Source organism: Streptomyces boluensis, assembly GCF_009908195.1.
GTDB classification, from domain to species: Bacteria; Actinomycetota; Actinomycetes; order Streptomycetales; family Streptomycetaceae; genus Streptomyces; species Streptomyces boluensis.
The window spans coordinates 1-21,391 of sequence record NZ_JAAAHS010000055.1 but is presented as its reverse complement, the minus strand read 5'-3'; the positions used below and the strand labels follow the sequence as shown (position 1 = coordinate 21,391).

21 protein-coding genes and 1 pseudogene are annotated in these 21,391 nt (G+C 70.9%); 8 read left to right on the top strand and 14 right to left on the bottom strand.

Going from position 1 to position 21,391, the window contains the following annotated elements:
* Positions 1-45 precede the first annotated feature (45 nt).
* Positions 46-1,317 carry a benzoate/H(+) symporter BenE family transporter gene (locus tag GUY60_RS10475; protein WP_161696211.1) on the bottom strand — a complete coding sequence of 424 codons (1,272 nt, stop codon included), beginning with the start codon at positions 1,315-1,317 and terminating at the stop codon, positions 46-48.
* A gap of 164 nt (positions 1,318-1,481) precedes the next feature.
* Between GUY60_RS10475 and GUY60_RS10470 the strand changes: the two genes are divergently transcribed.
* Positions 1,482-2,054, top strand: coding sequence for a helix-turn-helix domain-containing protein (locus GUY60_RS10470; protein WP_161696209.1), 573 nt, complete (start codon positions 1,482-1,484; stop codon positions 2,052-2,054).
* A 20-nt stretch (positions 2,055-2,074) separates the two neighbouring features.
* On the opposite strand, the gene GUY60_RS10465 is transcribed toward GUY60_RS10470, so the two are convergent.
* Complete coding sequence (locus GUY60_RS10465) at positions 2,075-2,980, bottom strand: EamA family transporter (protein WP_161696207.1); 906 nt, start codon at positions 2,978-2,980, stop codon at positions 2,075-2,077.
* Positions 2,981-3,048: 68 nt separating this feature from the next.
* On the opposite strand from GUY60_RS10465, the gene GUY60_RS10460 reads away from it, so the two are divergent.
* Complete coding sequence (locus GUY60_RS10460; RefSeq protein WP_161696205.1) at positions 3,049-3,918, top strand: LysR family transcriptional regulator; 870 nt, start codon at positions 3,049-3,051, stop codon at positions 3,916-3,918.
* A gap of 4 nt (positions 3,919-3,922) precedes the next feature.
* Here the strand turns inward: GUY60_RS10460 and GUY60_RS10455 are convergent, their stop codons facing one another.
* Positions 3,923-4,936, bottom strand: a complete 1,014-nt coding sequence (locus GUY60_RS10455) for a TetR/AcrR family transcriptional regulator C-terminal domain-containing protein (RefSeq protein WP_161696203.1) — start codon at positions 4,934-4,936, stop codon at positions 3,923-3,925.
* Positions 4,937-5,125: 189 nt separating this feature from the next.
* On the opposite strand from GUY60_RS10455, the gene GUY60_RS10450 reads away from it, so the two are divergent.
* Positions 5,126-6,235: an FAD-dependent monooxygenase gene (locus tag GUY60_RS10450; RefSeq protein WP_161696201.1), complete on the top strand. Its 1,110-nt coding sequence runs from the start codon at positions 5,126-5,128 to the stop codon at positions 6,233-6,235.
* A 61-nt stretch (positions 6,236-6,296) separates the two neighbouring features.
* On the opposite strand, the gene GUY60_RS10445 is transcribed toward GUY60_RS10450, so the two are convergent.
* From GUY60_RS10445 to GUY60_RS10420, 6 genes are all read right to left on the bottom strand, one after another.
* Positions 6,297-7,724, bottom strand: a complete 1,428-nt coding sequence (locus tag GUY60_RS10445; RefSeq protein WP_312866245.1) for a sodium:solute symporter family protein — start codon at positions 7,722-7,724, stop codon at positions 6,297-6,299.
* A complete protein-coding gene (locus GUY60_RS10440) occupies positions 7,721-7,966 on the bottom strand; it encodes a hypothetical protein (protein ID WP_161696199.1) in 246 nt (81 codons plus the stop codon). Before GUY60_RS10440 ends, GUY60_RS10445 begins: the two co-directional genes overlap by 4 nt.
* A gap of 14 nt (positions 7,967-7,980) precedes the next feature.
* The gene (locus tag GUY60_RS10435) at positions 7,981-9,429 is read right to left on the bottom strand and encodes an amidase (RefSeq protein ID WP_312866244.1); all 1,449 of its coding nucleotides are present in this window, start codon (positions 9,427-9,429) and stop codon (positions 7,981-7,983) included.
* 261 nt (positions 9,430-9,690) lie between these two features.
* The gene (locus tag GUY60_RS10430) at positions 9,691-10,752 is read right to left on the bottom strand and encodes an Lrp/AsnC family transcriptional regulator (RefSeq protein ID WP_312866243.1); all 1,062 of its coding nucleotides are present in this window, start codon (positions 10,750-10,752) and stop codon (positions 9,691-9,693) included.
* A 303-nt stretch (positions 10,753-11,055) separates the two neighbouring features.
* Positions 11,056-12,606 carry a malonate--CoA ligase gene (locus GUY60_RS10425; protein WP_246234649.1) on the bottom strand — a complete coding sequence of 517 codons (1,551 nt, stop codon included), beginning with the start codon at positions 12,604-12,606 and terminating at the stop codon, positions 11,056-11,058.
* Between the two features lie 18 nt (positions 12,607-12,624).
* On the bottom strand, positions 12,625-14,034 hold the full coding sequence (locus tag GUY60_RS10420) for a malonyl-CoA decarboxylase domain-containing protein (protein WP_161696194.1): 1,410 nt from the start codon (positions 14,032-14,034) through the stop codon (positions 12,625-12,627).
* 110 nt (positions 14,035-14,144) lie between these two features.
* Here GUY60_RS10420 and GUY60_RS10415 point away from each other — a divergent pair, with 110 nt between their 5' ends.
* Together GUY60_RS10415 and GUY60_RS39695 are read left to right on the top strand one after the other, a co-directional pair.
* Positions 14,145-14,822, top strand: a complete 678-nt coding sequence (locus GUY60_RS10415) for a GntR family transcriptional regulator (protein WP_161696192.1) — start codon at positions 14,145-14,147, stop codon at positions 14,820-14,822.
* A 437-nt stretch (positions 14,823-15,259) separates the two neighbouring features.
* Complete coding sequence (locus GUY60_RS39695; RefSeq protein WP_312866242.1) at positions 15,260-15,712, top strand: hypothetical protein; 453 nt, start codon at positions 15,260-15,262, stop codon at positions 15,710-15,712.
* A 50-nt stretch (positions 15,713-15,762) separates the two neighbouring features.
* Here the strand turns inward: GUY60_RS39695 and GUY60_RS10405 are convergent, their stop codons facing one another.
* Positions 15,763-16,170, bottom strand: coding sequence for a (R)-mandelonitrile lyase (locus GUY60_RS10405; protein WP_161696190.1), 408 nt, complete (start codon positions 16,168-16,170; stop codon positions 15,763-15,765).
* A 35-nt stretch (positions 16,171-16,205) separates the two neighbouring features.
* Positions 16,206-17,045: an SDR family NAD(P)-dependent oxidoreductase gene (locus GUY60_RS10400; protein WP_161696188.1), complete on the bottom strand. Its 840-nt coding sequence runs from the start codon at positions 17,043-17,045 to the stop codon at positions 16,206-16,208.
* A 220-nt stretch (positions 17,046-17,265) separates the two neighbouring features.
* On the opposite strand from GUY60_RS10400, the gene GUY60_RS10395 reads away from it, so the two are divergent.
* Positions 17,266-18,141 carry a helix-turn-helix transcriptional regulator gene (locus GUY60_RS10395; protein WP_188132378.1) on the top strand — a complete coding sequence of 292 codons (876 nt, stop codon included), beginning with the start codon at positions 17,266-17,268 and terminating at the stop codon, positions 18,139-18,141.
* 3 nt (positions 18,142-18,144) lie between these two features.
* The gene (locus tag GUY60_RS10390; protein WP_161696184.1) at positions 18,145-18,843 is read left to right on the top strand and encodes an alpha/beta fold hydrolase; all 699 of its coding nucleotides are present in this window, start codon (positions 18,145-18,147) and stop codon (positions 18,841-18,843) included.
* Between the two features lie 59 nt (positions 18,844-18,902).
* Here GUY60_RS10390 and GUY60_RS10385 read toward each other — a convergent pair whose 3' ends face one another.
* Positions 18,903-19,565, bottom strand: coding sequence for a methyltransferase domain-containing protein (locus GUY60_RS10385; RefSeq protein WP_376771197.1), 663 nt, complete (start codon positions 19,563-19,565; stop codon positions 18,903-18,905).
* Between the two features lie 31 nt (positions 19,566-19,596).
* Here GUY60_RS10385 and GUY60_RS10380 point away from each other — a divergent pair.
* A pseudogene (locus GUY60_RS10380) lies at positions 19,597-19,803 on the top strand (MerR family transcriptional regulator); the annotation flags it as partial.
* Between the two features lie 48 nt (positions 19,804-19,851).
* On the opposite strand, the gene GUY60_RS10375 reads toward GUY60_RS10380, so the two are convergent.
* Together GUY60_RS10375 and GUY60_RS10370 are read right to left on the bottom strand one after the other, a co-directional pair.
* The gene (locus tag GUY60_RS10375; RefSeq protein WP_161696182.1) at positions 19,852-20,268 is read right to left on the bottom strand and encodes a hypothetical protein; all 417 of its coding nucleotides are present in this window, start codon (positions 20,266-20,268) and stop codon (positions 19,852-19,854) included.
* Between the two features lie 192 nt (positions 20,269-20,460).
* Positions 20,461-21,093: an iron transporter gene (locus GUY60_RS10370; RefSeq protein WP_161696180.1), complete on the bottom strand. Its 633-nt coding sequence runs from the start codon at positions 21,091-21,093 to the stop codon at positions 20,461-20,463.
* Positions 21,094-21,391: the final 298 nt, after the last annotated feature.

The following is a 21,391-nucleotide window of genomic DNA, read 5'->3' as shown; positions in this document are numbered from 1 at the left end:
GCAGGCGGTGCGCACGTCACAGGCGGTGCGCACGCGGACGTGTGCTCAGGCACCCTCAGGCGTACGCGAGGCCGCCGCGACCGGCTGCGGCGCTGAAGCGGAATCCGATACGGCAACGGGTGCGGGTGCGGCAGCCCGCCGCCCCCGTCCCACCGAAGCGATCACACTCGTGAGCACCCCCGCGAGCAGCCCCCAGAACGCCGACCCGATACCCAGCAGCGTCACACCCGAGGCCGTGGCGAGGAAGGTGACGACCGCCGCCTCCCTGGACGCGAGGTCGGACAGCGCACTGGCCAGGGACGCCTCGATCGTGGCCAGTAGGCCGACCCCGGCGACCGCCAGGACGAGTGCGTGCGGCATCGCGGTGAGCAGCGAGGCGACGGTCGCGCCGAGCAGGCCGACGCACAGGTAGAAGAAACCGGCCCACACCGCCGCGAGGTAGCGGCGCCGCCGGTCGGGGTGGGCCTCGTCGCCGGTGCAGATCGCGGCGGTGATCGCCGCCAGGTTGAGGCCGAACGCCCCGAACGGCGCGAGCACCGCCTGCGCCGCCCCCGTCCACGTCAGGACGGGCGAGACGGGCACCTCGTAGCCGGACGCGCGCAGCACGGCGACCCCCGGCAGGTTCTGCGAGGCCATGGTGACGACGAACAGCGGCACCCCGACGCTGATCAGCACCTTCCAGTCGAACTCCGGAGCCGTGAACACCGGCTGCGCGAGCGACAGTCGGACCCGTTCCAGGTGCCAGCCGCCGGTGAGTACGGAAGCCACCACGCCTCCCCCGAGCGCGACGAGGACCGCGTACCGGGGCAGAAGGCGGCGCGCGAGCAGGTACAGCACGAACACCGGGAACGCGATCGCGAAGCTGCCGCCCATCTGGGAGAAAAGGCCGGTCCCGAAGTCGAGCAGTACGCCGCCGAGCAGCGCCGACGCCAGTGGCACCGGGATCCGGTCCATGACCCGCGCGAACCATCCGGTGAGCCCGCTCAGCGTGATCAGCACGGCGCTGAACATGAACGCGCCCACGGCCTTCTCCATGGACACCCCGGTCAGGCTCGTCGCGAGGAGCGCGGCTCCCGGCGTCGACCAGGAGGTGAGCACCGGGGCCTTGTACCGCAGCGAAAGACCGGCACTGGTCACCGCGATCCCGACGCCGAGCGCCAGCATCCAGGAGGAGACCTCCCGCGCGTCCGCCCCCGCGGCCCGAGCCGCGGTGAAGACGATGGCGGCGGCGCTGGTCACGCCGACGGTGACCGCGATGAGCGCCGCCGCCACGGTCGAGGGCGGCGCGGCGGCACGTATGCGGGAGAGCGGGGACATGCGGACATCACTTCGTTCTATAAACGGAACGTTCTGTTTGTGGAACACTAAAGGCGTAGGCGGCAGCAGGTCAAAGCATGGGTGGACGCAGACCGGCGGACGCAGACCAGTGGACGCGGAACGGACGGAACCGCGGACGGAAGCGAGCGGACGGAACCGAGCGGATGGCTCTGAACGACGAAGTGGGGCGCAGGCTGAAACGGCTTCGCCAGGACGGCGGCCTCTCCCTTTCGGAACTCTCGCGCCGCTCGGGCGTCGGCAAGGGCACGCTCTCGGAGCTGGAGGCGGGCCGCCGCAACCCCACCCTTGAAACGCTCTACGCCCTGACCACCGCGCTCGGCCGCCCGCTCAGCGCCGTACTCGACGACCCCGCGACCGGCGGCACGGCGTCCGGCACGGGCGGGATCTCCGGCAGCGCCGTCACCGCGGTACTCCTGGAGCGGTACGAGGACGAGGCCGCGGCCACCGACGTCTTCCGCGTGACCATCGCCGAGGGCGCGACCCAGCGGTCGGCCGCGCATGTCCCGTACACCACGGAGAGCCTGATGGTGCTCTCCGGAACGGCGGTCGTGGGCCTGCCGGACGCCCCGCAGACCGCCGCCCCCGGCGGCCACGCCCACTGGCCGGCCGACGCCCCGCACTTCTACAGCGCCCCGACCGGCGAGGTCCACGGCATCCTCTTCGTCCGGTACCCGAAGGGCGCGCCCCCTAAGGACGCCTCGGCACAACGGAGTTGAGGCCACGTCGACCGACAGCCTCAGTGCCGCGCCAGCATGCTGACGCTGTTGGCCGCCACGATCGCGCCGATGCCCGCCCACTCCGTCAGGCCCAGGCCCTGCCCGAGGCCGATCCAGCCGACGAGGGCGGCCAGTACCGGATTGACACTCATGAACAGGCCGAAGGCCTGGGCCGGTACGCGCCGCAGCGTGAACATGTCCGAGAGGTACGGGACCGCCGAGGACAGCACCCCCGCGGCGACCGCGAACCCGACGGCCGGCAGGCCCGGCGGCTGCCGCAGCAGCACGACCACCCCGACCGGCAGGAACATCAGCGCCGAGACCCCCGCCGCCACCGCGCTCCCCTGCGCTCCTGGCACCCGGCGGCCGACGGTCCGGTTGAGCAGGATGTACGCGGCCCAGCAGCAGGCGGCGAGCAGGCCGAGCGCCATCCCGAGGTAGTCGGTGGAGGGCTGCGGGCGCATCAGGACGACGACACCCGCCACGGCGAGCACCGCGCAGCAGGCGTCCACGCGGCGGCGCACGGCGGCCAGGGCGATGGTCAGCGGGCCGAGGAATTCGAGGGTGACCGCGAGACCGAGGCCGATCCTGTCGATGGCGCTGTACAGGGACAGGTTCATCGTGCCGAACACCACCGCGAGGAGCAGCATGGGCCGCCACTGCGCCCAGGTGTATGACGTCAACTGCGGCCTGCCGACGGCGAAGAGGACCAGGGCGGCGACGTACTGCCGTACCGCCACGACGCCCAGCGGGCCGAGGACCGGGAAGGCGAGCGAGCCGATCGCGGCGCCGGTCTGGTTGGAGAGCCCGCTGCCGACCATCACGGCCACCCCGGCACCCCGGCCGCCGGCCGGTGCGGAGGCGGCTGTACGTACGGGTTCGGGCGTGGCGGAGATCAGGGTCGCGGAGGCGCGGGAGGCTCGCATGGCCCGAGAGTCCACCCGCGCCGGCTATACGCAAAATGCGTCAGTGGAACCATCTATACGCTGGAGTCATGGATCGTTCTGGAGGTCTGGAGCTGCGGCAACTGCGCTGTCTCGTCGCGATCGTCGACGAGGGCAGCTTCACCGACGCCGCCATAGCGCTCGGCGTCTCGCAGGCGGCCGTGTCCCGTACGCTCGCCTCGCTCGAACGCGCCCTGGGCGTACGGCTGTTGAGGCGCACCTCGCGCGAGGTGGCGCCGACCGCGACCGGGCTTCGGGTGGTGGCGCAGGCGCGGCGGGTGCTCGGTGAGGCGGAGGCGCTGGTCGAGGCGGCCACGTCGGGCCACACGGTGCTGCGGGTCGGGTACGCCTGGTCGGCGCTCGGCCGGCACACCGCGGCGTTCCAGCGCCGCTGGGCCCAGGCGCACCCCGGTACGGTCGAGCTGCGTCTCGTCCGGGTCAACTCCGCGACCGCCGGGCTCGCGGAGGGCGCCTGCGATCTGGCGGTGGTGCGCAGGCCGTTGGAGGAGCGGCGGTTCGACTCGGCGATCGTCGGCCTTGAGCGCCGACTGTGCGCCCTGGCCGGTGACGACCCACTCGCCGGGCGCCGTTCTGTGCGCCTCGCCGACCTCGAGGGCCGCACGATCCTCGTCGACCGGCGCACCGGCACGACCACCGCCGAGCTGTGGCCGCCCGACGCCCGCCCGCGCACCGAGGACACCCACGACGTCGACGACTGGCTCACGGTGATCTCCAGCGGCCGCTGCGTCGGCATGACGGCGGAGGCCACCGCCCACCAGTACCCGCGCCCCGGCATCGTCTACCGCCCGGTCCGGGACGCCGAGCCCGTCGCCGTACGCCTCGCCTGGTGCCGGGACGACGCGCACCCGGCGACGCAGGCGGCGATCGAACTGCTCACGAGCCTGTACCGCAACGGCTGAGCGGCTACGGGGCGTCGCGCCGCCGACCGCCCTCGCGCCCTTCGACAAGCGGAGCCAACCCGTCGAGGAGTGCCGTGAGGCCGAACTCGAAGAGGGTGTCGAGGCGCAGGTCGTAGCCGTCCTCGAAGCCGCCGACCACCTTGGCGAAGGTCGGGAAGCGGCCGGATTCCGCCAGGGCCCTGAGGTCGGGGGCGCGGCTGTCCATCCACTGCTCGTCCGACTGGCCCGTGGTCGCCTCGGCGTGCGCTTCCAGCTCCAGGTGCGCCGCCAGGCCCTGGACGTGGCTGTAGATCAGTACGTGGATGTCGAACAGGGTCGTGGGGTCGAGCCCGTGGCCGTCGAGGGCGCTCAGGATCCACTCGCCGTGCACCATCAGGTTGGGCACGAGCAACGGGCGGGTGAGGGAGCCGAGTTGGGCCAGCCACGGATGCTTGCGGTACAGGCTCCACAGGGTCCGGGCGCCCAGCTCGACACGGGTGCGCCAGTCCTCGGGGGCGCCCACGGGGCAGGACTCCTCGCCGAACGCGGCGTCGGCCATGTGCAGGACGAGGTCTTCCTTGCTCGGCACGTACCGATAGGTCGACATCGCCGCGACGCCGAGGCGGGCCGCGACGCCGCGCATGGAGAGCGCCGGGAGCCCTTCGGCGTCGGCGATCTCGACGGCGGCACGGACGATCCGGTCGAGGCTCAGCTCCTGGTCCTGGTCCTGCTCCTGGCCGGGCTCCGGGGCGGGTGACGGGCGCTTGTGGGGCGACGCGGCGGGGGCTGATCCGGCGGCGACACCGGCACCGGCGACGACCGTGCCGATCCGGGGCCGGGCCTCGACAACTCCCTCCAGGCGCAAGGTGGTCAGGGCCTTGGTGGCGGTGGCGAGCGCGACGCCCCACTCACCGGCGATCCGCCGGGTCGAGGGAACCCGGTCCCCGGGGGCGAGTTCGCCGTCCGCGACGCGCCGCCTGATCTCGGCGACGATCCGCAGATAGGGCGGATCACCGGCTGCCCCTGTGGTCTTCGTCACGGCCTGCCACCTTCCTGTCCTGTACTAGTGCAGAGCGTAGCAGCGGCAACGTCGGATCGGGTGCGAACTGCCCTAGTACACAGTCGCATATGGCCAGTTGAGGGAGCTGCGCGTACGGCGTACGTTCAGAACGCGTACAGCGTACAGAGCAGAAGACCTGACCTGACCTGACCAGTGGAGGAGCCACTCATGCGGACCGTACTCATCTCCGGCGGCGGAATCGCCGGGCCCGTCCTCGCCTACTGGCTGCGCCACCACGGCTTCGAGCCCACCGTCGTGGAACGCGCTCCGGCCCCGCGCGCCGGTGGCCAGGCCGTCGACATCCGCGGTGTCGCGCTCGAAGTCATGGAGCGGATGGGCCTGTTGGAGCAGGCGGCCCGGGTACGGACCCGGATGCGCGGCATGTCGATGCTCGACCCCGACGGCCAGGAGGTCGACCGCTCCACCGAGGCGACCTTCAGCAGCGGCCGGCTCGACAGCGACGACATCGAGGTGCTCCGCGAGGACCTCGTACGGATCGTGTACGAGCACACGCGCGCAGGCGTCGAGTACCTCTTCGGCGACAGTGTCACCGCGCTCGACGAGGACGAGTCCGGCGTGCGCGTCGACTTCGCGCACGGGCCGTCCCGCGTGTTCGACCTCGTGGTCGGGGCCGACGGCCTCCACTCGACGGTGCGGCGCCTGGCCTTCGGCCCGGAGGAGCGGTACGCCCACCACTTGGGGAGCTACCTCTCGGTGTTCAGCGCGGACAACTTCCTCGACCTGGAGGACTGGCAGATGTGGCTGCGGGACGGCGACGCGGGGTTCGGCATCATGCCCGTACGCGACAACACCGAACTGCGGATCGCGTACGGCTTCGAGTCCGCTCCCCTCGCCGACGACCTCCGTACCGGCGACGCCCTCCAGGAACGCGTCGTGGGCAAGCTCGCCTCGATGCGGTGGGAGGGGTCCCGCCTGGCCGAGGCCGCCCGGAAGGCGCCCGACTTCTACTGCGACGCCATGGCCCAGATCCGGATGGACCAGTGGTCGCGGGGCCGGGTGACCCTGCTCGGGGACGCCGGTTACTGCCCTTCCCCGCTCTCGGGGCAGGGCACAAGCCTGGCCCTCGTCGGCGCCCATGTACTGGCCGACTCCCTCGCGCGGGCCGACGGCGACCACCGCGCCGCGTATGCCCGGTACGAGCGGCGGATGCGTCCGTTCGTCACCCTCAACCAGGCCCTGGCCACGGAGAACTCCGGCGGGCCCGCCTCGGAGGAGTCCGTCGCGTACGCCAAGAACGCGCTCTCACTGGACAGTTGACCTCCCCCGGTGGACCGCCGGGCGGCGCGCGGCCCCACACCGCGCGCGGCCCGGCGGCCGGTCAGTTGGCCTCGGCCGGGACCGGGGCGACGGAGCGGGACCGCAGCACCGTCTGGGCGACGGCGGTGACCGCCACGTTCAGGACGAGGGCGATGAGTCCGGTGTCGAAGGTGCCGACGTCCACGCCGCCGAAGGTGAGCCAGATCAGGACGCCGACGCCGGTCAGGATGCCGAGCAGTGCGGGCACGGCGTCCAGGCGGACCTTCTTCGCGAGGCCCATGACGATCGCCGGGGCGAGCTGGGTGAGGCCGCCGTACGTGAGCAGCAGCAGGTCGGCCAGGAGTCCAGGCCGTGTCAGGCCGAGGACGAGGGCGAGCGTCGCGGCCCCGATCACGCAGATGTGGTTGGTGCGCAGCTGCGTGCGCTCGTTGCCGACGCTGAGGAGGTTGCGGGACAGCAGGCTGGAGATGCCGACGACGATGGCGGCGGACGGCACCATCGCCGCCGAGGCGGCGGCGACCGCGACGACGCCGACGAGCCAGCCCGGCAGGGTCTGGCCTGCGAGCGTCAGGGCGACGGCGTTCGGGGCCGAGCCCTGCTTCACCAGGAGGATGCCGGCGAAGCCGACGATCACCGGGATGCCGAGTGCGATCTGGTAGAGCGGCAGCCAGATCGCGTTCTTGCGCAGGGCCCGCCCGCTGCCGGCGGCGAGGACCGGCGGCCACAGATGAGCCATGGTGCCGAGTCCGCCGCCGAGGCCGGAGATGATGACGGCGGTGACGAAGAACGTGGCGTCGTAACCCTCCTGATGGAACGTCAGAAGGTTCGGTTGGCTGTCCCTTACGGTCTCGAACAGGCCGCCGATGCCGCCGTTCACGGACAGGGCCACACCGACGATCAGCACCACGAGCCCGACGATCATCAGGGCGTCCTTGAGGTAGGCGACGCGGGCGATGCCGCGGATGCCGGACCACAGGACGAAGGCGACGGTGAGGACGGTGGCGAGCACCATGCTCAGGTTGCCGCCGGTGCGGCTGCCGGTGGCGAGCTGCACGATCAGGCCGAGCCCGGTGATCTGGAGCTGGAGGTACGGCAGCAGGAAGACGGCTCCGACGACGGCGACGACCTTGCCGAGCAGGGGGCTGCGGAAGCGGTCGGTGAAGAAGTCGGCCTGCGTCAAGTAGCCGCCCTTGCGGCCCAGTTCACGCATGCGGGGCGCGGTGAAGTACTGCAGGATGAAGTTGATCGCGAGATAGCAGAGCGCGAAGGCCGCGGCGACGCCGCCGCCGAAGGCGATGCCTGCGAGTCCGAGGAAGCTGAACGTCGTGAAGGCCTCGCCCGCCTGCAGGAACCAGGTGGTGAACGTGGAGAACTTGCGCTTCCCCACCGTCCATTCGCTGAACTCCCCACGGCCGGGCCTACGGCCTGTCATGCCGACGACCGCGATGGTGACGATGCCGATCAGGGTGATGGCCATGGTGGTGTTCACGCGGCGGCCTCCTCGTACGCGTCGCGCATCACGCTGTCGTCCTCGTCGCCCTCGTCCGTGTGCCGGGCGAAGTGTTCGACGAGCGCGAGCGAAGCCGTCGTACCGGCCGTCCACAGCAGGCACCAGGCGAGGACGGAGGGGATGCCGAACCAGAGGTGCGGGCCGTTGACGAAAGGCAGGAACGGGGTACTGAGGAAAGCCACTACGGGCACGACGGCCCAGAGCACGTGCGGTGATCTCATCGGGGCTCCAACGGCTACGGGAGGGAGGGGCGACGGCGTCCGTGCGCGGTGGCGGCCTCGTAGGCGGCGCCGATCCCGAGCACGGTCCTCTCGGCGCGGGGCGGGCCCACGATCTGGAGGCCGACGGGAAGCCCGGCTGAGGTGAAGCCGGCGGGGACGGAGAGGGCGGGTGAGCCCAGGACGGTGACGAAGTACGCCGAGCGCATCCAGTCGAGGTAGGTGTGCTGCGGCTCCCCGTCGATGTCGGTGGGGTATTCCGACTCGACGGCGAACGGGGTGACCTGGCTGACCGGGGCGATCAGCACGTCGTACCGCTGGAAGAAGGCGGTGGCGGCGAGGTGGATGCGGGCGTGCCCGGTGCGGGCGCGGGCGAGGTCGGCGCCGGTCAGACGCCGCCCCTCCTCGATGTTCCAGACGAGGCTGGACTTCAGCGACGCGCGGTCGCTGTCGAGCAGCGCGCCGAGACCGTGGTGGAACTCCTGGGCGCGCAGCGTGCGGAACACGTCCTCGGCGCCGCCCAGGTCGGGGCAGTCCTCGGTGACGACGCAGCCGAGGTCCTCGAAGACCCGGGCCTGCCGCTCGATGACGTCGCGCACATCGCGGTCGACGGGGACGCGGCCGCCGAGGTCGGGGGCGAACGCGACGCGCAGGCCGGCGATGTCGCGCGCGAGCGGCGCGCGGAAGGAGGCGCCCGGCTCGTCAAGGGAGATCGGGACGCGGGGGTCGGGCCCGGCCATGACGGAGAGCAGCAGCGCGGTGTCGGCGACGGTGCGGCCCATCGGCCCGGCCACGCCCATCGTGTCCCACAGGTTGCCGGTGGGGTGCGAGGGGACGCGGCCGGGGGTGGGACGCAGCCCGACGACGTTGCAGAACGACGCCGGGTTGCGCAGCGAGCCGCCCATGTCGCTGCCGTCGGCGAGCGGTTGGAACCCGGCGGCGAGCGCAGCCGCGCCCCCACCGCTGCTGCCGCCCGCCGAGCGCGTCAGGTCGTACGGGTTCCGGGTCGCGCCGAAGACCGGGTTGAAGGTGTGCGAACCGGCCGCGAACTCGGGGACGTTGGTCTTGCCGATACGGATGGCGCCCGCGTCCTGGATGCGCTGTACGAGCAGCTCGTCCTCGTGCGGGACATGCTCGGCGAACAGCGGTGAGCCGTGCGTGGTGCGCATGCCGCAGGTGAGGTGCGTGTCCTTGAAGGCGATCGGCAGGCCGTGCAGCGGGCCCAACTCCTCGCCGCGCGCCTGTCGTTCGTCGGCGGCCGCGGCCGCGGCGAGCGCGCCCTCGGCGTCCAGGGTGACGATCGCGTTGACGGCGGTGTTGTGGCGCTCGATGCGGTCGAGGTGGGCCTGGACGACCTCGCGGGCCGAGAGCTCACCGCGGCGGACCCGGGCCGCGAGGTCGACGGCGTCGAGCAGGCAGATCTCGTCCTGGCCGGACACGGCGGACGCGGCAGGCGCGGCAGACACGGCAGACACGGCGGATTCGGCGGATTCCGTGGTTTCCGTGGTTTCGGCGGAGCTGGGGGCGACGGGGCCAGGGGCAACGGGCATGGCAGTCCTAGGGCAGCAGGCACGGTGGGCGTCGCCGAAGTGATGCAGATCCGGCCGGTGGCCGAGACGCGACGCGTGTGGTGCACCACACTGGAGCCGCTGACCCTTTCAGTCAATAGCTCGTTCGCTATGAAGTTTTAAGACGCCAGATTGCTGATGTTGAGGATTTCAGTCGCGTTACGAAGCGTGCTGGCTGGCGCCGGGGAACTCGACACCGCTGCGCTTGAAGGACTCGACGACCAGATGGGACTGCACGGCCTCCACGTGCCGCACCCACGGCGAGGCCGTCAGGAACTCGTGCAGCGCGGCCTTCGACGGCTGCGTCACGTCGACCAGGAGCTGATGCTCACCCATCACGACCGCCGCGTACCGCACGAGCGGGGACTCGACGAGCAGCCGGCCCGCCTTCTCCACCTCGTCGGGCCTGACCTTGATCCACAGCAGCGCCTCGACCGGCAGGCCCAGCAGCGCGGGCTCGACCGCGGCCCGGATGCTCACGACGCCTTCCTTCGTCAGCGTCTCCACCCGGCGCCGCGCCGTCGCCACGGAGACCCCGGCGGCGGCCGCCAGCTCCTCGTACGTGCGCCGCCCGTCCTCGGCGAGCGCCCCCAGGATCGCCAACTCCTCCGGCCCGACCTCGATCTCCGCCGGACCGGGTTCTCCCAGGGTGCCGGACGGCCCGCCGAGCGCCTCGACCTCTCCGGCGTCCAGGATCCCGGGTGACCACTCGTGCACCGTGCGGAAGTACCGCAGCACCGGGGACACGCTCTGCGAGACGAGGCCCGGCAGCGCCGGCACCTCGTCGAGCATCAGCGGCGCCAACCGGCCCGGCGGGCACTGCAGTTCGGCCACGCAGTCGACGGGTCCGGCCAGCGCGTACGAGAAGATGCAGTCGGCGCGCCGGGCCGCCGCCACGGCCGCGTCCCGCACTGTGCCCGGCCGGCACGTCATCCGCAGGATCACCGTCTCGCCCCGCATGACGAGCCCGCGCACGGCGACGTCCCCGCTCTCGAGGAGCCGCAGCCCGCGCCGCGCCACCTTCCGCTCGGGCTCCCCGAGGGCCGCTGAGATCCGCCGCCACGAGGCCCGCCCGTCGATCTGCAGAGCCGCGACGATCCGCTGGTCAAGGCCGTCCAGCGGCCCGCGCGGTGTGCCCGCGGGCACGCTCGGGTGCGTGGAAGGGCGCTCGGGCTTGGCAGCGGGGGCGGCGGTCCGGGTGGCCGGTACGGGGTGCGTCACGGGAACGACCCTAGGGCCTGTCGTTCGGATCAGGCCGGATCAGGTCGGCGGTGCGAATCGGTCGAGTTGAGCGGGGTCATGGGGGTGCCCCCTGCTCGAGCGGAGCCGAGAGCTTGGGGGAGCGTGCAGCTGCAAGGCGGAGGAGGGCGCCACTGCGGAGCATTGGCAACCGACGGCGGCGCCGTGGGGGTCCCCCCTGCTCGAGCGAAGCCGAGAGCTTGGGGGCGTGCGTGCCAGGCCCTGCGACCCCGGCAAGATCCGAACGACAGGCCCTAGCGATGTGCTGTTGCCGGCCCTGCCCCTTCAGGCGTTCGAGCCCGCGAACAGGTCCTGGTAACGCTTGCGCAGCTCGGCCTTCTGCACCTTGCCCATCACGTTGCGCGGCAGCGCCTCGACGACGCGTACGGCGCGCGGGTGCTTGAACCGGGCGAGGTCGCCGGCAATGAACTTCAGCAGCTCGGCCTCCGCGGGCTCCTGACCCGGCGCCGGGACGACGACGGCCACCACCGTCTCGCCGAAGTCCGGGTGCGGGACCCCGATCACGGCGGACTCGAGGACCGTGGGGTGGGCGTCGAGCCGCTCCTCGATCTCCTTCGGGTAGATGTTGTAGCCGCCGGAGATCACCAGGTCCTTGCCCCGGCCGACGATGCACAGGTAGCCGTCCTCGTCGACACGGCCCAGGTCGCCGGTGATGAAGAACCCGTCCGCGCGGAACTCGGACGCGGTCTTCTCCGGCATCTTCCAGTACCCGCTGAACACGTTCGGGCCACGGACCTCGATGCTGCCGACCTCCCCGTCGGGCAGCGCCTTGCCGGTCTCGCCGTCCACCACCCGGATCTCGGTGCCGGGCAGCGGTTTGCCGACAGTGCCGGGCTTGCGCGGGCCGCCCTCGTACGGGTTGGTGGTGTTCATGCCGGTCTCGGTCATCCCGTAGCGCTCCAGGATGGCGTGTCCCGTACGGGCCTCGAAGGCCTCGTGGTCGCTCGCGAGCAGCGGCGCCGAGCCGGAGACGAACAGCCGCATCGACGCGCAGGCCTCCAGGCCGATCCGGTCGTGCTTCACCATCCGCGTGTAGAACGTGGGCACACCCATGAGCACCGTGGCGCGGGGCAGCAGGTCCACGACCGTGTCGACGTCGAACCTCGGCAGGTAGTACATGGAGGCACCGGCGACGAGCGTCATGTTCGCGGCGACGAAGAGTCCGTGGACGTGGAAGATCGGCAGCGCGTGGATCAGCCGGTCCTGGTCGGTGAACTGCCAGGAGTCAAGCAGTGCCCGGCAGTTGGAGGCGAGGTTGCCGTGGGTGAGCACCGCGCCCTTGGAGCGTCCGGTCGTGCCGGAGGTGTAGAGGATCGCCGCCGGGTCGTCGGCGGAGGCGTCGATGTCCTCGTCGTGGCGGCCGTCGCCCTCGAGGAGAGTGCCGTCGCCGTTGCTGCCGAGCGTCTCGACGACGAGGTCCCGCCCCGCGCGGTGCGCGTGGTCGGCCCGCCGCTCCGGGGAGCAGACAAGGACGCGCGGCCGGGCGTCGCCGATGAAGTACTCCATCTCCGCACCGGTGTACGCGGTGTTGAGCGGCAGGAAGACACCGCCGATCCGCAGGGTCGCCAGGTACAGCGCGATGGCCTCCGGGGACTTGTCCACCTGCGCGGCGACCCGGTCACCAGGGGTGACACCGTCAGCGACGAGCCGGGCGGCGATCCGCCCCACGGTGCCCGCCGTCTCGCGGTAGGTGATCCGCCGGCCGTCGTGCAGCTCGAACAGCGCCTTGTCGGGCTGCCGTTCCACCTGCTCGGCGAAGGACCGGTGGATGGTGGTGAAGGGCGGCGCTACGAGGGGTGCCATGAGGGGTGCCATGAGGGGGGTGTTCCTCTCTCAACGATCGTTTGCAGCGGGAGCGGGAGCGGTAGCGGTGGTGGAAGCCGCGAGGGCCTGCGGGAAGGCGTCGCTCAGAGGTCGGCCGAGGGCGACGGTGCCGCGGCGGACGAAGTCCTCGTGGCGGCGCTCCAACTCTCCCGGTTCGTAGCGGTAGTTGATCATCGCGCCGTACGACTGCCGCCACGCCTCGGCCGAGTTGTTCGCCGGCCAGTTCAACTGCCAGGCGGCGGCTCCGTTACCCAGGTGGAAGCGGGCGACCGGATCGAGGGGGCGTCCGTCGCCGCGCCGCTCGACCGCGACGTACCGGGCAAGGGCGGGAAGGAGCCGGGCGCGGATCGGTTCGATGTCCGCCGCAGCCAGGTCCTCCGCGCCCTCCAGGGCGTCCAGCTCCCGGACGAGCGGGCCCAACTCGGCGCTATGTACAGCCTGTTGACCGAGCCAGCGCCGAAATCCGGGAAGGGGCGAGAGCGTGGCGAACTGCGTCAGATGCGGAAGCTGCTCACCCACCTGCTCGATGACCTGTTTGATGAGGAAGCTGCCGAAGGAGACTCCGGCCAGCCCGTCCAGGGCGTTGTTGATCGAGTAGAGCGCCGCCGTGTCCGCGTCCGAAGGGCTGAGCGCCGGGCCCGGTTCAAGCAGCGGAGCGATACGGTCCGGCAGACCGCGTACGAGAGCGACCTCGACAAAGATCAGCGGTACGTCCCCGGTGGCCGGGTGGAAGAACGCGTAGACGGCACGGTCCTCCGGCTCCAGACGGCGGCGGAGCTCGGCGCCGCTCCCCATCGGGTGGACCCGCTCGCCCCGCATCAGGTGTTGCCGCAGCTCCCTCGGCGCGTCCCCGGTGACCTCCGCCATCCGCAGGAAGCCGCGGTTGAACCAGGAGGTGAGCAGGTGGTGGAAGTCGTGGTCGAGGGGCCGGAGTTCGGGGTGGCGGTGCATCAACCGGCGCAGGTCCGCGCGCATCTCGACCAGGGCGAGCGTGGCGTCGGGCGCATGGTTCATACGGCGCAACAACTGCTGGCGGGCCGGCTCGACCACGTCGAAGAGGCGGACGAGCTCCTCCGCGCCGCGGGATCCGGCGCCGCGGGCATCCTCCCAGCGGCGGAAGGCGGCACGGACCCGGTCGGCGTCGGCGTCGTAGGCCTGGGTGATGTGCGTAAAGAAGGCCCGCTTGCCGTCGTCGTCGAGCTCGTCGTACGCGGCGAGCGCCCTGGCCGCGACCGCGCGCATCGAGGCTTCGCCCATGCCGCTCATGAGGACTTCGCAGGCGGCGAGCAGCTGGTCGAGGGAGGAGTCAGAGGAGTCAGGGGGCGGGCCCGGCGGCTCTCCGGCGGCCGGATCCGCGCCGCGCCGGCGGCCGAGCGCCTGGAACAGGTCGGTCAGCAGCCAGCCGTCATGCCGTTCCATCCCCACACCCTCCGTCCGAACGATATATATAACAGAGCTAACGTAGGACACATCGAGGCGCCCGCACCACCCCCTTCGCGCCCGGATAACCTGACCGCTCGGAGGTACACATGGCCCGGGTCCCGGAAGCCCAGCGCGTCCGTGACGCGCTCGAGAACTCTGTCGTCGACGGTCACTACCGTCCCGGCGAGCGCCTTGACCCCGCACGCCTCGAGCAGGAATTCGGCTGCTCCCGCACGCCGATCCGGGAAGCGCTTCAAGCCCTGGAGCGCTCCGGACTCGTACAGATCCGGCCCAAGCAGGGCACGTTCGTCACCGAGCTGAGCGTCTCCGAGCTGGCCGAGCGGTTCGAGGTCATGGCCGAGCTGGAGGGGATGGCGGCGCGGCTCTCCGCACGCCGCATCGAGCGGGAGGCACTGGCCGAGCTCGAAGGCGCACTGCGCGAATGCGAGAGCCACGCGACGGCCGGCGACGCGGACCCCTACTACTACGCCAACGCCCGGTTCCACGGCATCGTCTACGACTCCTGCGGAAACGAGTACCTGCGCGGGCAGGCCCACGCGCTCAAGCGAGCCCTGCAGCCGTACCGCCGACTGCAACTGCGCGTCCCGGACCGCATGCGGCGCTCCCTGGCCGAACACCGCGCCATCGCCGACGCCATCACCTCCGGCGACGCCGAGGCCGCGGAGAACGCCGCGCGCGACCACGTACTCGTCCAGGTCAAGGAGTTCAGCCAGCTGGTGCGGACCTGGCGGCAGCTGACGGAACCGGCGCGCGAGTCCGGCTGAGCGCGCCCGGCCACTCCGGCCTCCCGCACGGCGGCCCTCACCGCGGCCTCACCGTGGCCCTCGCCGCGGCCTTCGCGAGATCTTCACGTATGGGGATTCCAGGTCCACTTTTCGTGGGGGTGTAACACTCCAAACCGGTATGCCGCTGAACGGAATGCGGCTATGAACACGTAGCGGCCGCACGTGGCACAACCGGGGTCTCTCCCGTGGGGGGTGGCGGCCCCGGTTGTGCACAGATTGCGACTGCGGTGCGACTGCGGGACGTACACGATGTGCCCGCCTGTTCGCCCGCGCTCGGTTCGAGCGGTGGGCGCGTGTAACGCACGGGTTGTCCAGCGGCGCAGAAGGCAGTGCGGGCCGAGCCCGCGATCCAGCCATGGCTCCGCCGTGGTTCCGCTCTGTGTCCGAGGCGTGAACACGCCGGATTGGGTTTCCTCGTGAGTGACAACGGCCCCCTGCCCCGCCAGCCGTACAACGGCCCGGACCCGTACGGCCCCGACCCGTACGCTCACGGCCCCGGCCAGGCCCCCTATCCCGCACCGGGTCCGGCTCAGGCTCCGCCGCCTGTCTACGCGGCCCAGCAGCCCACCCGCCGCGAACGCCCCCGAGACGGTTCCGGGCAGCGCCGTGCCGCCCTCCTCGTCCAATCGATCGGTGACATCGCGGCCGCGTTCCTGGGGCTGTGGATCGTGCTGTACCTGCTCGACGCCAACCTCTCGAACCCGTTCGTCGAGTTCGTGCAGGGCGTGGCCGAATGGTTCGGCTGGTGGGCCCAGGACATCTTCACCATGGACGTCGAGGGGCTCCGCGTCATCCTCAACTACGGCCTGCCCGCGCTGATCTACCTGGCGCTCGGCCACGGCATAGCCAGCTGGATGCGCCGCCTCTGAAAAGACCTCCACGGAGCGCGGTACGTCCTTCGCCCTGACCAAGGCCCGTCTCACCCCTCACTGAGGGCCCTGTCGTACTGCTCGTCGGTGACGGCCTCCAGCCATGTGGTGCCGTCACCGCTTCCGTCGCCGACCACGACCGCGATGTGGGCCATGAGGTTGGTGTCGGTGGCGCCGTGCCAATGTTCTTCCCCCGCTGGGCACTTGACCGTCTCCCCCGCCCTGACACGTACGACGTGGCCGTCGCGGGTGCCGACCAGGCCGGCCCCGTCGGTGATGTGCAGCACCTGGCCCAGGGCGTGGGAGTGCCAGTTGGTGCGGGCGCCGGGGGTGAAGCGGACCAGGCCCATGGCCAGGCGTGCCGGTTCGGTGGGGTTCTCGATGAGGTTGAGGTAGACGTCGCCGGTGAAGCGTTCGGCGGGTGCCTTCGCGGTGGGGGTGCTGGTGACGTGTTCCATGGTTCGATCCTCGGTGCTGGAGTGGGGCGTGCGCGTCAGGCGTCCGTGTGGGCGAGGCCCGAGCCGAGTTCGCGGGACGCCTCGACCTGGGCGAGCAGTTCCCTCGCCTTGGCCTCGACGGCCTGCAGGCAGTCGTCACCGGCGACGAAGCGCAGCGGCGGCTGGTCGAGGGCGGCCACGGAGAGCAGCGCGTCGGCGAGCTTCACCGGGTCGCCGGACTGCTGCCCGTTCATCGACTCCCAGACCTTCTTCGTCTCGGCGGTGCGCTGCGCGTAGTCGTCGATGGACAGCTCCGCGTACGTCGTCGACGAGTCCACCAGGAGTTCCGTACGGAAGAAGCCCGGCTCGACGATCGTGGTGTGGATGCCGTACGGCTCGACGTCGTGGCGCAGGGACTCCATGAAGCCCTCGATGCCGAACTTGGCCGTCGAGTAGGCGACGCAGAAGTCGACGCCGACCGCTCCCGCGAGGGAGGAGATGGTGATGACGTGCCCGGAGCGCTGGGCGCGCAGCACGGGCAGGGCGGCGCGCGTGACGTTCATCGGGCCGAAGAGGTTCGTCTCGATCTGCGCGCGGAGCTGGGCATCGGAGAGCTCCTCGAAGAACCCGGCGTAGAAGTTCGCGGCGTTGTTGATCAGGACGTCGATGCGGCCGAAGCGGTCGACGGCGGCCCGCACGGCCCGCTCGGCGGCGGCCGGGTCGGTGATGTCCAGGGCGGTGGCCAGGAGGTTGTCCCGCTCGCCGCCGAGGGCGTCGAGGACGCGCTCGGGGCGGCGGCCGGTGGCCACGACCTGGTGACCGGCGGCGAGGGCCTGGCGGGCGATGTCCGCGCCCAGGCCACGCCCGGCGCCGGTGATGAAGAAGACCTTGCTCATGGGGGTGTCGCTCCGTGAGTTTGGAGATGGGAGGTGAGAGGGGGATGTGTGTGGGTGGTCGGCACGAACTCCTCGGTCAAGCTGGTTACTCCCGTACGGCTGCTCCTGTACGGCCTCAATCGGTGCCGATATCGAGGAAACCGCAGGTCAGAAAGATGAGGAAGGGACTGCTGTTCCAGGTACCGACAGAACCCCCCACGCGGCCACAAGCCGACTTAGCCTGAAAGGCGTGAGTACGCAGAGCGACATCCGCGAGTTCCTGGCCTCCCGCCGCGCCAAGATCACCCCGCAGCAGGCGGGCCTGCCCGCGTACGGCGGCAACCGGCGCGTGCCCGGCCTGCGCCGCGAGGAGGTCGCCCTGCTCGCCGGCGTGAGCGTCGACTACTACGTACGTCTGGAACGCGGCCACCTCGCCGGCGCCTCCGAGGAAGTCCTCGACTCCGTCGCGAACGCCCTGCAGCTCGACGAGGCCGAACGCGCGCACCTCCACGACCTGGCCCGCGCCGCCGCCAAACGCCCCGCGCGCCGCACCAAGCGCCCCCGCGGGCCACTCCCCGACAGCGCTCTGCGCGTGCTCAACTCCATGAGCGACTGCCCGGCCTTCATCCGCAACGGCCGCCTGGATGTCCTCGCCACGAACCCGCTGGGCCGCGCCCTGTACAGCCCGCTGTACGCGGACGGGTCCCAGCGGACGGTCAACATCGCCCGGTTCCAGTTCCTCGACCCCGCCGGGCGTGACTACTTCCCCGACTGGGACGAGTCCGTGAACACCACCGTGTCCCTACTGCGCACCGAGGCCGGACGCGCGCCCGGCGACCGCGAGTTGACCGGCCTGATCGGTGAACTCGTCACCCGCAGCGAGGAGTTCCGCACCGCCTGGGCCCAACACAACGTGCGCCTCCACTACACGGGCCGGAAGTCCTTCCGCCACCCGGCCGTCGGCGTCATCACCCTCGACTTCGACGCCATGGAACTCCCGGCCCAGCCCGGCCTCACCCTCACCGCGTACAGCGCCGCGCCCCACACCCCGGACCACGACAAGCTGCAACTCCTGGCCACCTGGGCGGCGACAGCGGAGGAAGGCGCGAGGCAATAGGTCATGGCGAATTTTGTATTGGTCGCAGGTGCACGGCTCGGATCGTGGGCGTGGGACGAGGTGCTGCCCCATCTGGGTGCGGCCGGCCACGGCGTCCACCCGCTGACGCTGTCCGGGCTCGCTGAGAAGCAAGGTGTGCCGGCCGGGCAGCAGACCCACGTCCAGGACATCGTTGACGAGGTCGAGCGCCAGGATCTGCGCGAGGTCGTCCTGGTGGGTCACAGCTACTCAGGCATCCCCGTCGGTCAGGCTGCCGGGCGGATCGTTGACCGGCTGGCCCGTGTGGTCTTCGTCGACGCCAGCGTCCCGGCCGATGGCGAACCGTTCGTCTCCGCTTGGCCGGACGGCGGTGCGATGGTGAGGGCATCGATCGTCGAGAACAGCGGATTCTGGCCGGTCGCGCCCACGGCCCACTACGAGGGACACGGCCTCACCGACGAGCAGATCACACGGCTCGTGGAGGGCTCGACGCCACATCCGGGCGCCACACTGACCGAACCCGCCGCGCTGGAACGGCCGCTCGGCGATCTCCCGGCGGCGTACGTCAAGTGCACACTCGGTGACCCTGAGCCGAGTGACGACGTGGCCGAGCTGCTGACCAGCGAGCATTGGCAGTTGATCGAGATGGATACCGGCCACTGGCCGATGCTCTCTCAGCCGAGCGAACTGGCGCGGATTCTCCTCGGCATCGCTGGGGAGTGACCACACTTCGGTTGATCCCACCTCGACCGCGTGCGTCTCTGACGGTTGCGCGCCCGGCCTCAAGCCCTCACGGCCGTCGCCGCCGCCACGAACATCGGCAAGGCCAGGAACAGCCGGTCCGCCTCGGCCCGCGCGCGTTGTTCGGCGATCCACCTGTCCGTCTGCTCACGCGTGACGGCACCGACGGAACAGGCTCCTTCGGCCAGTCCGACGAGCACGGGCAGCATCGTCGGCCCGGTGAAGACACCTGTGTGCACCTCGACCGTCACGTCGTCGAAGCGGGCGTCAAGGAGCAGGTTGCGATACCGGCGAGCGGTACGAGGGCCCGCGGTCATACCTGCGCGGGCGTGCACGAGCGTGCGTGTGAGGGCGGGATCGGATGAGTCGATGACGAACGTGTCCCAGTCCTGCCCGACCAGCACGATCCGCCCTCCGGGGGCCAGAACCCTGCGGGCTTCCTCCAACGCCCGTTCAGGCTCGGCCAGTTCATGGAACACCTTGTCCGCCCGGTAACCGTCCACCGAGGCGTCCGGCAGCGGCAACTCGTACGCTCCGGCGATCCGGTAGTCGGCCTGGGGCCACCGGTCGCGGGCCACTGCGATCATCCGCTCACTCGGGTCGACACCGATGGCCCTCACACCCTGGCCGATCAGTTCCGCCACGGCCCGGGCAGCGCCGCACCCCACGTCCACCACTGACTTTCCGGCGCCGCCGCCCAGCAACTCGTAGGACAGGGACCGTAGTTCTTCGACTCTGGGGCTGCTCTCCCCTGTACGCGATGGTGCCGGGCGGCGCCGCTACGGCATCGCCGACCTCACTCGCGTCGCCGTCATCATGCGCGCCAAGGAGGCGGGGCTCCCCCTCGACACCATCCGCTCGATGGCCGCCACTTCCGATCCGCTGCACCGACGGAAGATTCTGCGCGAGGAGGCCGAGGCGCTTCGCTCCCGCATAGAGGCTGCGCAGGCATCCCTCGAAGCAGTTGGCGATACAGCTCGTCCGTCGTGGTCAGGACTGGCTGTTGAGGAAGCCGATCAAGCTGGCGCCCCACCAGCCGAGCTGACTGACCGAGGCGGCCACAGCGGATCGGATGCGCAGCGGGCGCGGCACCCGGCCGTCCCGGTACCCGTCGAGGCGCTGCCCGAGCCAATGTGCGTAAAGGCCGTTGAGGGTGATGGCAAGCACGAGCCCCAGCTTGAGCAGGGTCAGCGGCGATTCCAGGTCGGGGCGGAGGAACAGGCCGGTGACGACAAGGCCGGCGAGGCCCAGCCATATCGGGACCTGGAGGGTGCAGGCGGTGCGCAGGACCTCGGGCAGCCGGCGCCGTCCGAGCACCCACAGCAGGGCGAACCAGTCGACGGCGAGTACGGAGCCAAGCCCGACGACGAGCGATACGAGATGCAGAAAGCGGGCTGCGGTCTGCAAGGTCGCATCGGCATGAACGTGGTCGGCCACCCAGCAGGCGGCCAACAGGGCGGTGGAGCTCAGGACTCCCAGGGCGACGAGTGCCCAGGCCGGTGTGGGGCGACGGTCGTCGGCAGGCGCTACCCACCCTGGTACCCCGACCTGCAGGGGCACCAGAGCGGCCGTCGGTCTCTCGGAGGTCGGCGCCACCGGTCAGTTCCCCGACTTGAGTTCCACGTCGCGGAAGGTGGCGGTGGTCCGCTCGCCCAACGCGGGCTTCTCACCGCTGGCGCCGTGCCGCAGGAACGTCGGCCGCTCCAGCGTGGCGCGCAGGGTGTACTTGCCGCCCTTGGGGATGGAGAAGTTGTTGGCGTAGTGGAAGAACTCGGCGTAGTAGAAGTTCAGGTCCTGGGCCTGGACGACCTTGCCCTTGCTGTCGACGACCTCGAGGCGGATCGGCACATCCGGGACGATGCGGCCGGTCTTGGCCTCCATCGGGATGATCTCGATGTGGTGGGTCTCGCCCTTGACCGGCTCACGGTTGACCAGCTTGCCGTCCATGCCGTGCGCGGCGTGCTTGCCGCCCTCCTTGGACTCGAACCACGGCTCGGCCGCCTCGACGATGTAGCCGATGCGGTAGTCGCCGGCCTTGGTCTCGCCGCCGTTGGCCGCGATCTCCGCCTCGAGCACGGTGTGTTGGTGCGCCACACCGGCCGGTGCGGTCTCCTTCGCCTGGCCCTCGGCGGGCGTCTTCTCACCCTCGTCGGCAGCTCCGCCGCCGCAGGCGGTCAGGGCGAAGGCGAGCGGGACGGCGACAGCGAGCGAACGCAGCACGGTTCTAGGCATGGCTGAAAACCTTCGATAGGAAGTAAGGTAAGGCGAACCTAAGGACCCGCCATGCTCCAGTCAAGGCGTCCCGCAATACGGACATCAGTGAAATACCGGGCACCGGCGAGCGCTTCCCCTTCGCCACAGGCAAGTTGACGAGACGTCAGCGAGTCTTCGACGCCATAAGAACCCGGTAAAGAGCCAGAAGGTTGCTCACTATCTGGACAAGCTTTCCGCCTTCCCCCTCCACCGCGCCCGCTCCCGTCACTCCCTACCGCCCCAGGAGACCGCTATGACCACTCAGCCGACCCGCCCG

Bases quoted from the DNA above. Each gene is read 5' to 3' on its own strand.
- GUY60_RS10475 (WP_161696211.1), bottom strand. From the start codon at position 1,317: ATGTCCCCGCTCTCCCGCATACGTGCCGCCGCGCCGCCCTCGACCGTG.
- GUY60_RS10470 (WP_161696209.1), top strand. From the start codon at position 1,482: ATGGCTCTGAACGACGAAGTGGGGCGCAGGCTGAAACGGCTTCGCCAG.
- GUY60_RS10465 (WP_161696207.1), bottom strand. From the start codon at position 2,980: ATGCGAGCCTCCCGCGCCTCCGCGACCCTGATCTCCGCCACGCCCGAA.
- GUY60_RS10460 (WP_161696205.1), top strand. From the start codon at position 3,049: ATGGATCGTTCTGGAGGTCTGGAGCTGCGGCAACTGCGCTGTCTCGTC.
- GUY60_RS10450 (WP_161696201.1), top strand. From the start codon at position 5,126: ATGCGGACCGTACTCATCTCCGGCGGCGGAATCGCCGGGCCCGTCCTC.
- GUY60_RS10440 (WP_161696199.1), bottom strand. From the start codon at position 7,966: ATGAGATCACCGCACGTGCTCTGGGCCGTCGTGCCCGTAGTGGCTTTC.
- GUY60_RS10425 (WP_246234649.1), bottom strand. From the start codon at position 12,606: ATGGCACCCCTCATGGCACCCCTCGTAGCGCCGCCCTTCACCACCATC.
- GUY60_RS10420 (WP_161696194.1), bottom strand. From the start codon at position 14,034: ATGGAACGGCATGACGGCTGGCTGCTGACCGACCTGTTCCAGGCGCTC.
- GUY60_RS10415 (WP_161696192.1), top strand. From the start codon at position 14,145: ATGGCCCGGGTCCCGGAAGCCCAGCGCGTCCGTGACGCGCTCGAGAAC.
- GUY60_RS10405 (WP_161696190.1), bottom strand. From the start codon at position 16,170: ATGGAACACGTCACCAGCACCCCCACCGCGAAGGCACCCGCCGAACGC.
- GUY60_RS10400 (WP_161696188.1), bottom strand. From the start codon at position 17,045: ATGAGCAAGGTCTTCTTCATCACCGGCGCCGGGCGTGGCCTGGGCGCG.
- GUY60_RS10390 (WP_161696184.1), top strand. From the start codon at position 18,145: ATGGCGAATTTTGTATTGGTCGCAGGTGCACGGCTCGGATCGTGGGCG.
- GUY60_RS10370 (WP_161696180.1), bottom strand. From the start codon at position 21,093: ATGCCTAGAACCGTGCTGCGTTCGCTCGCTGTCGCCGTCCCGCTCGCC.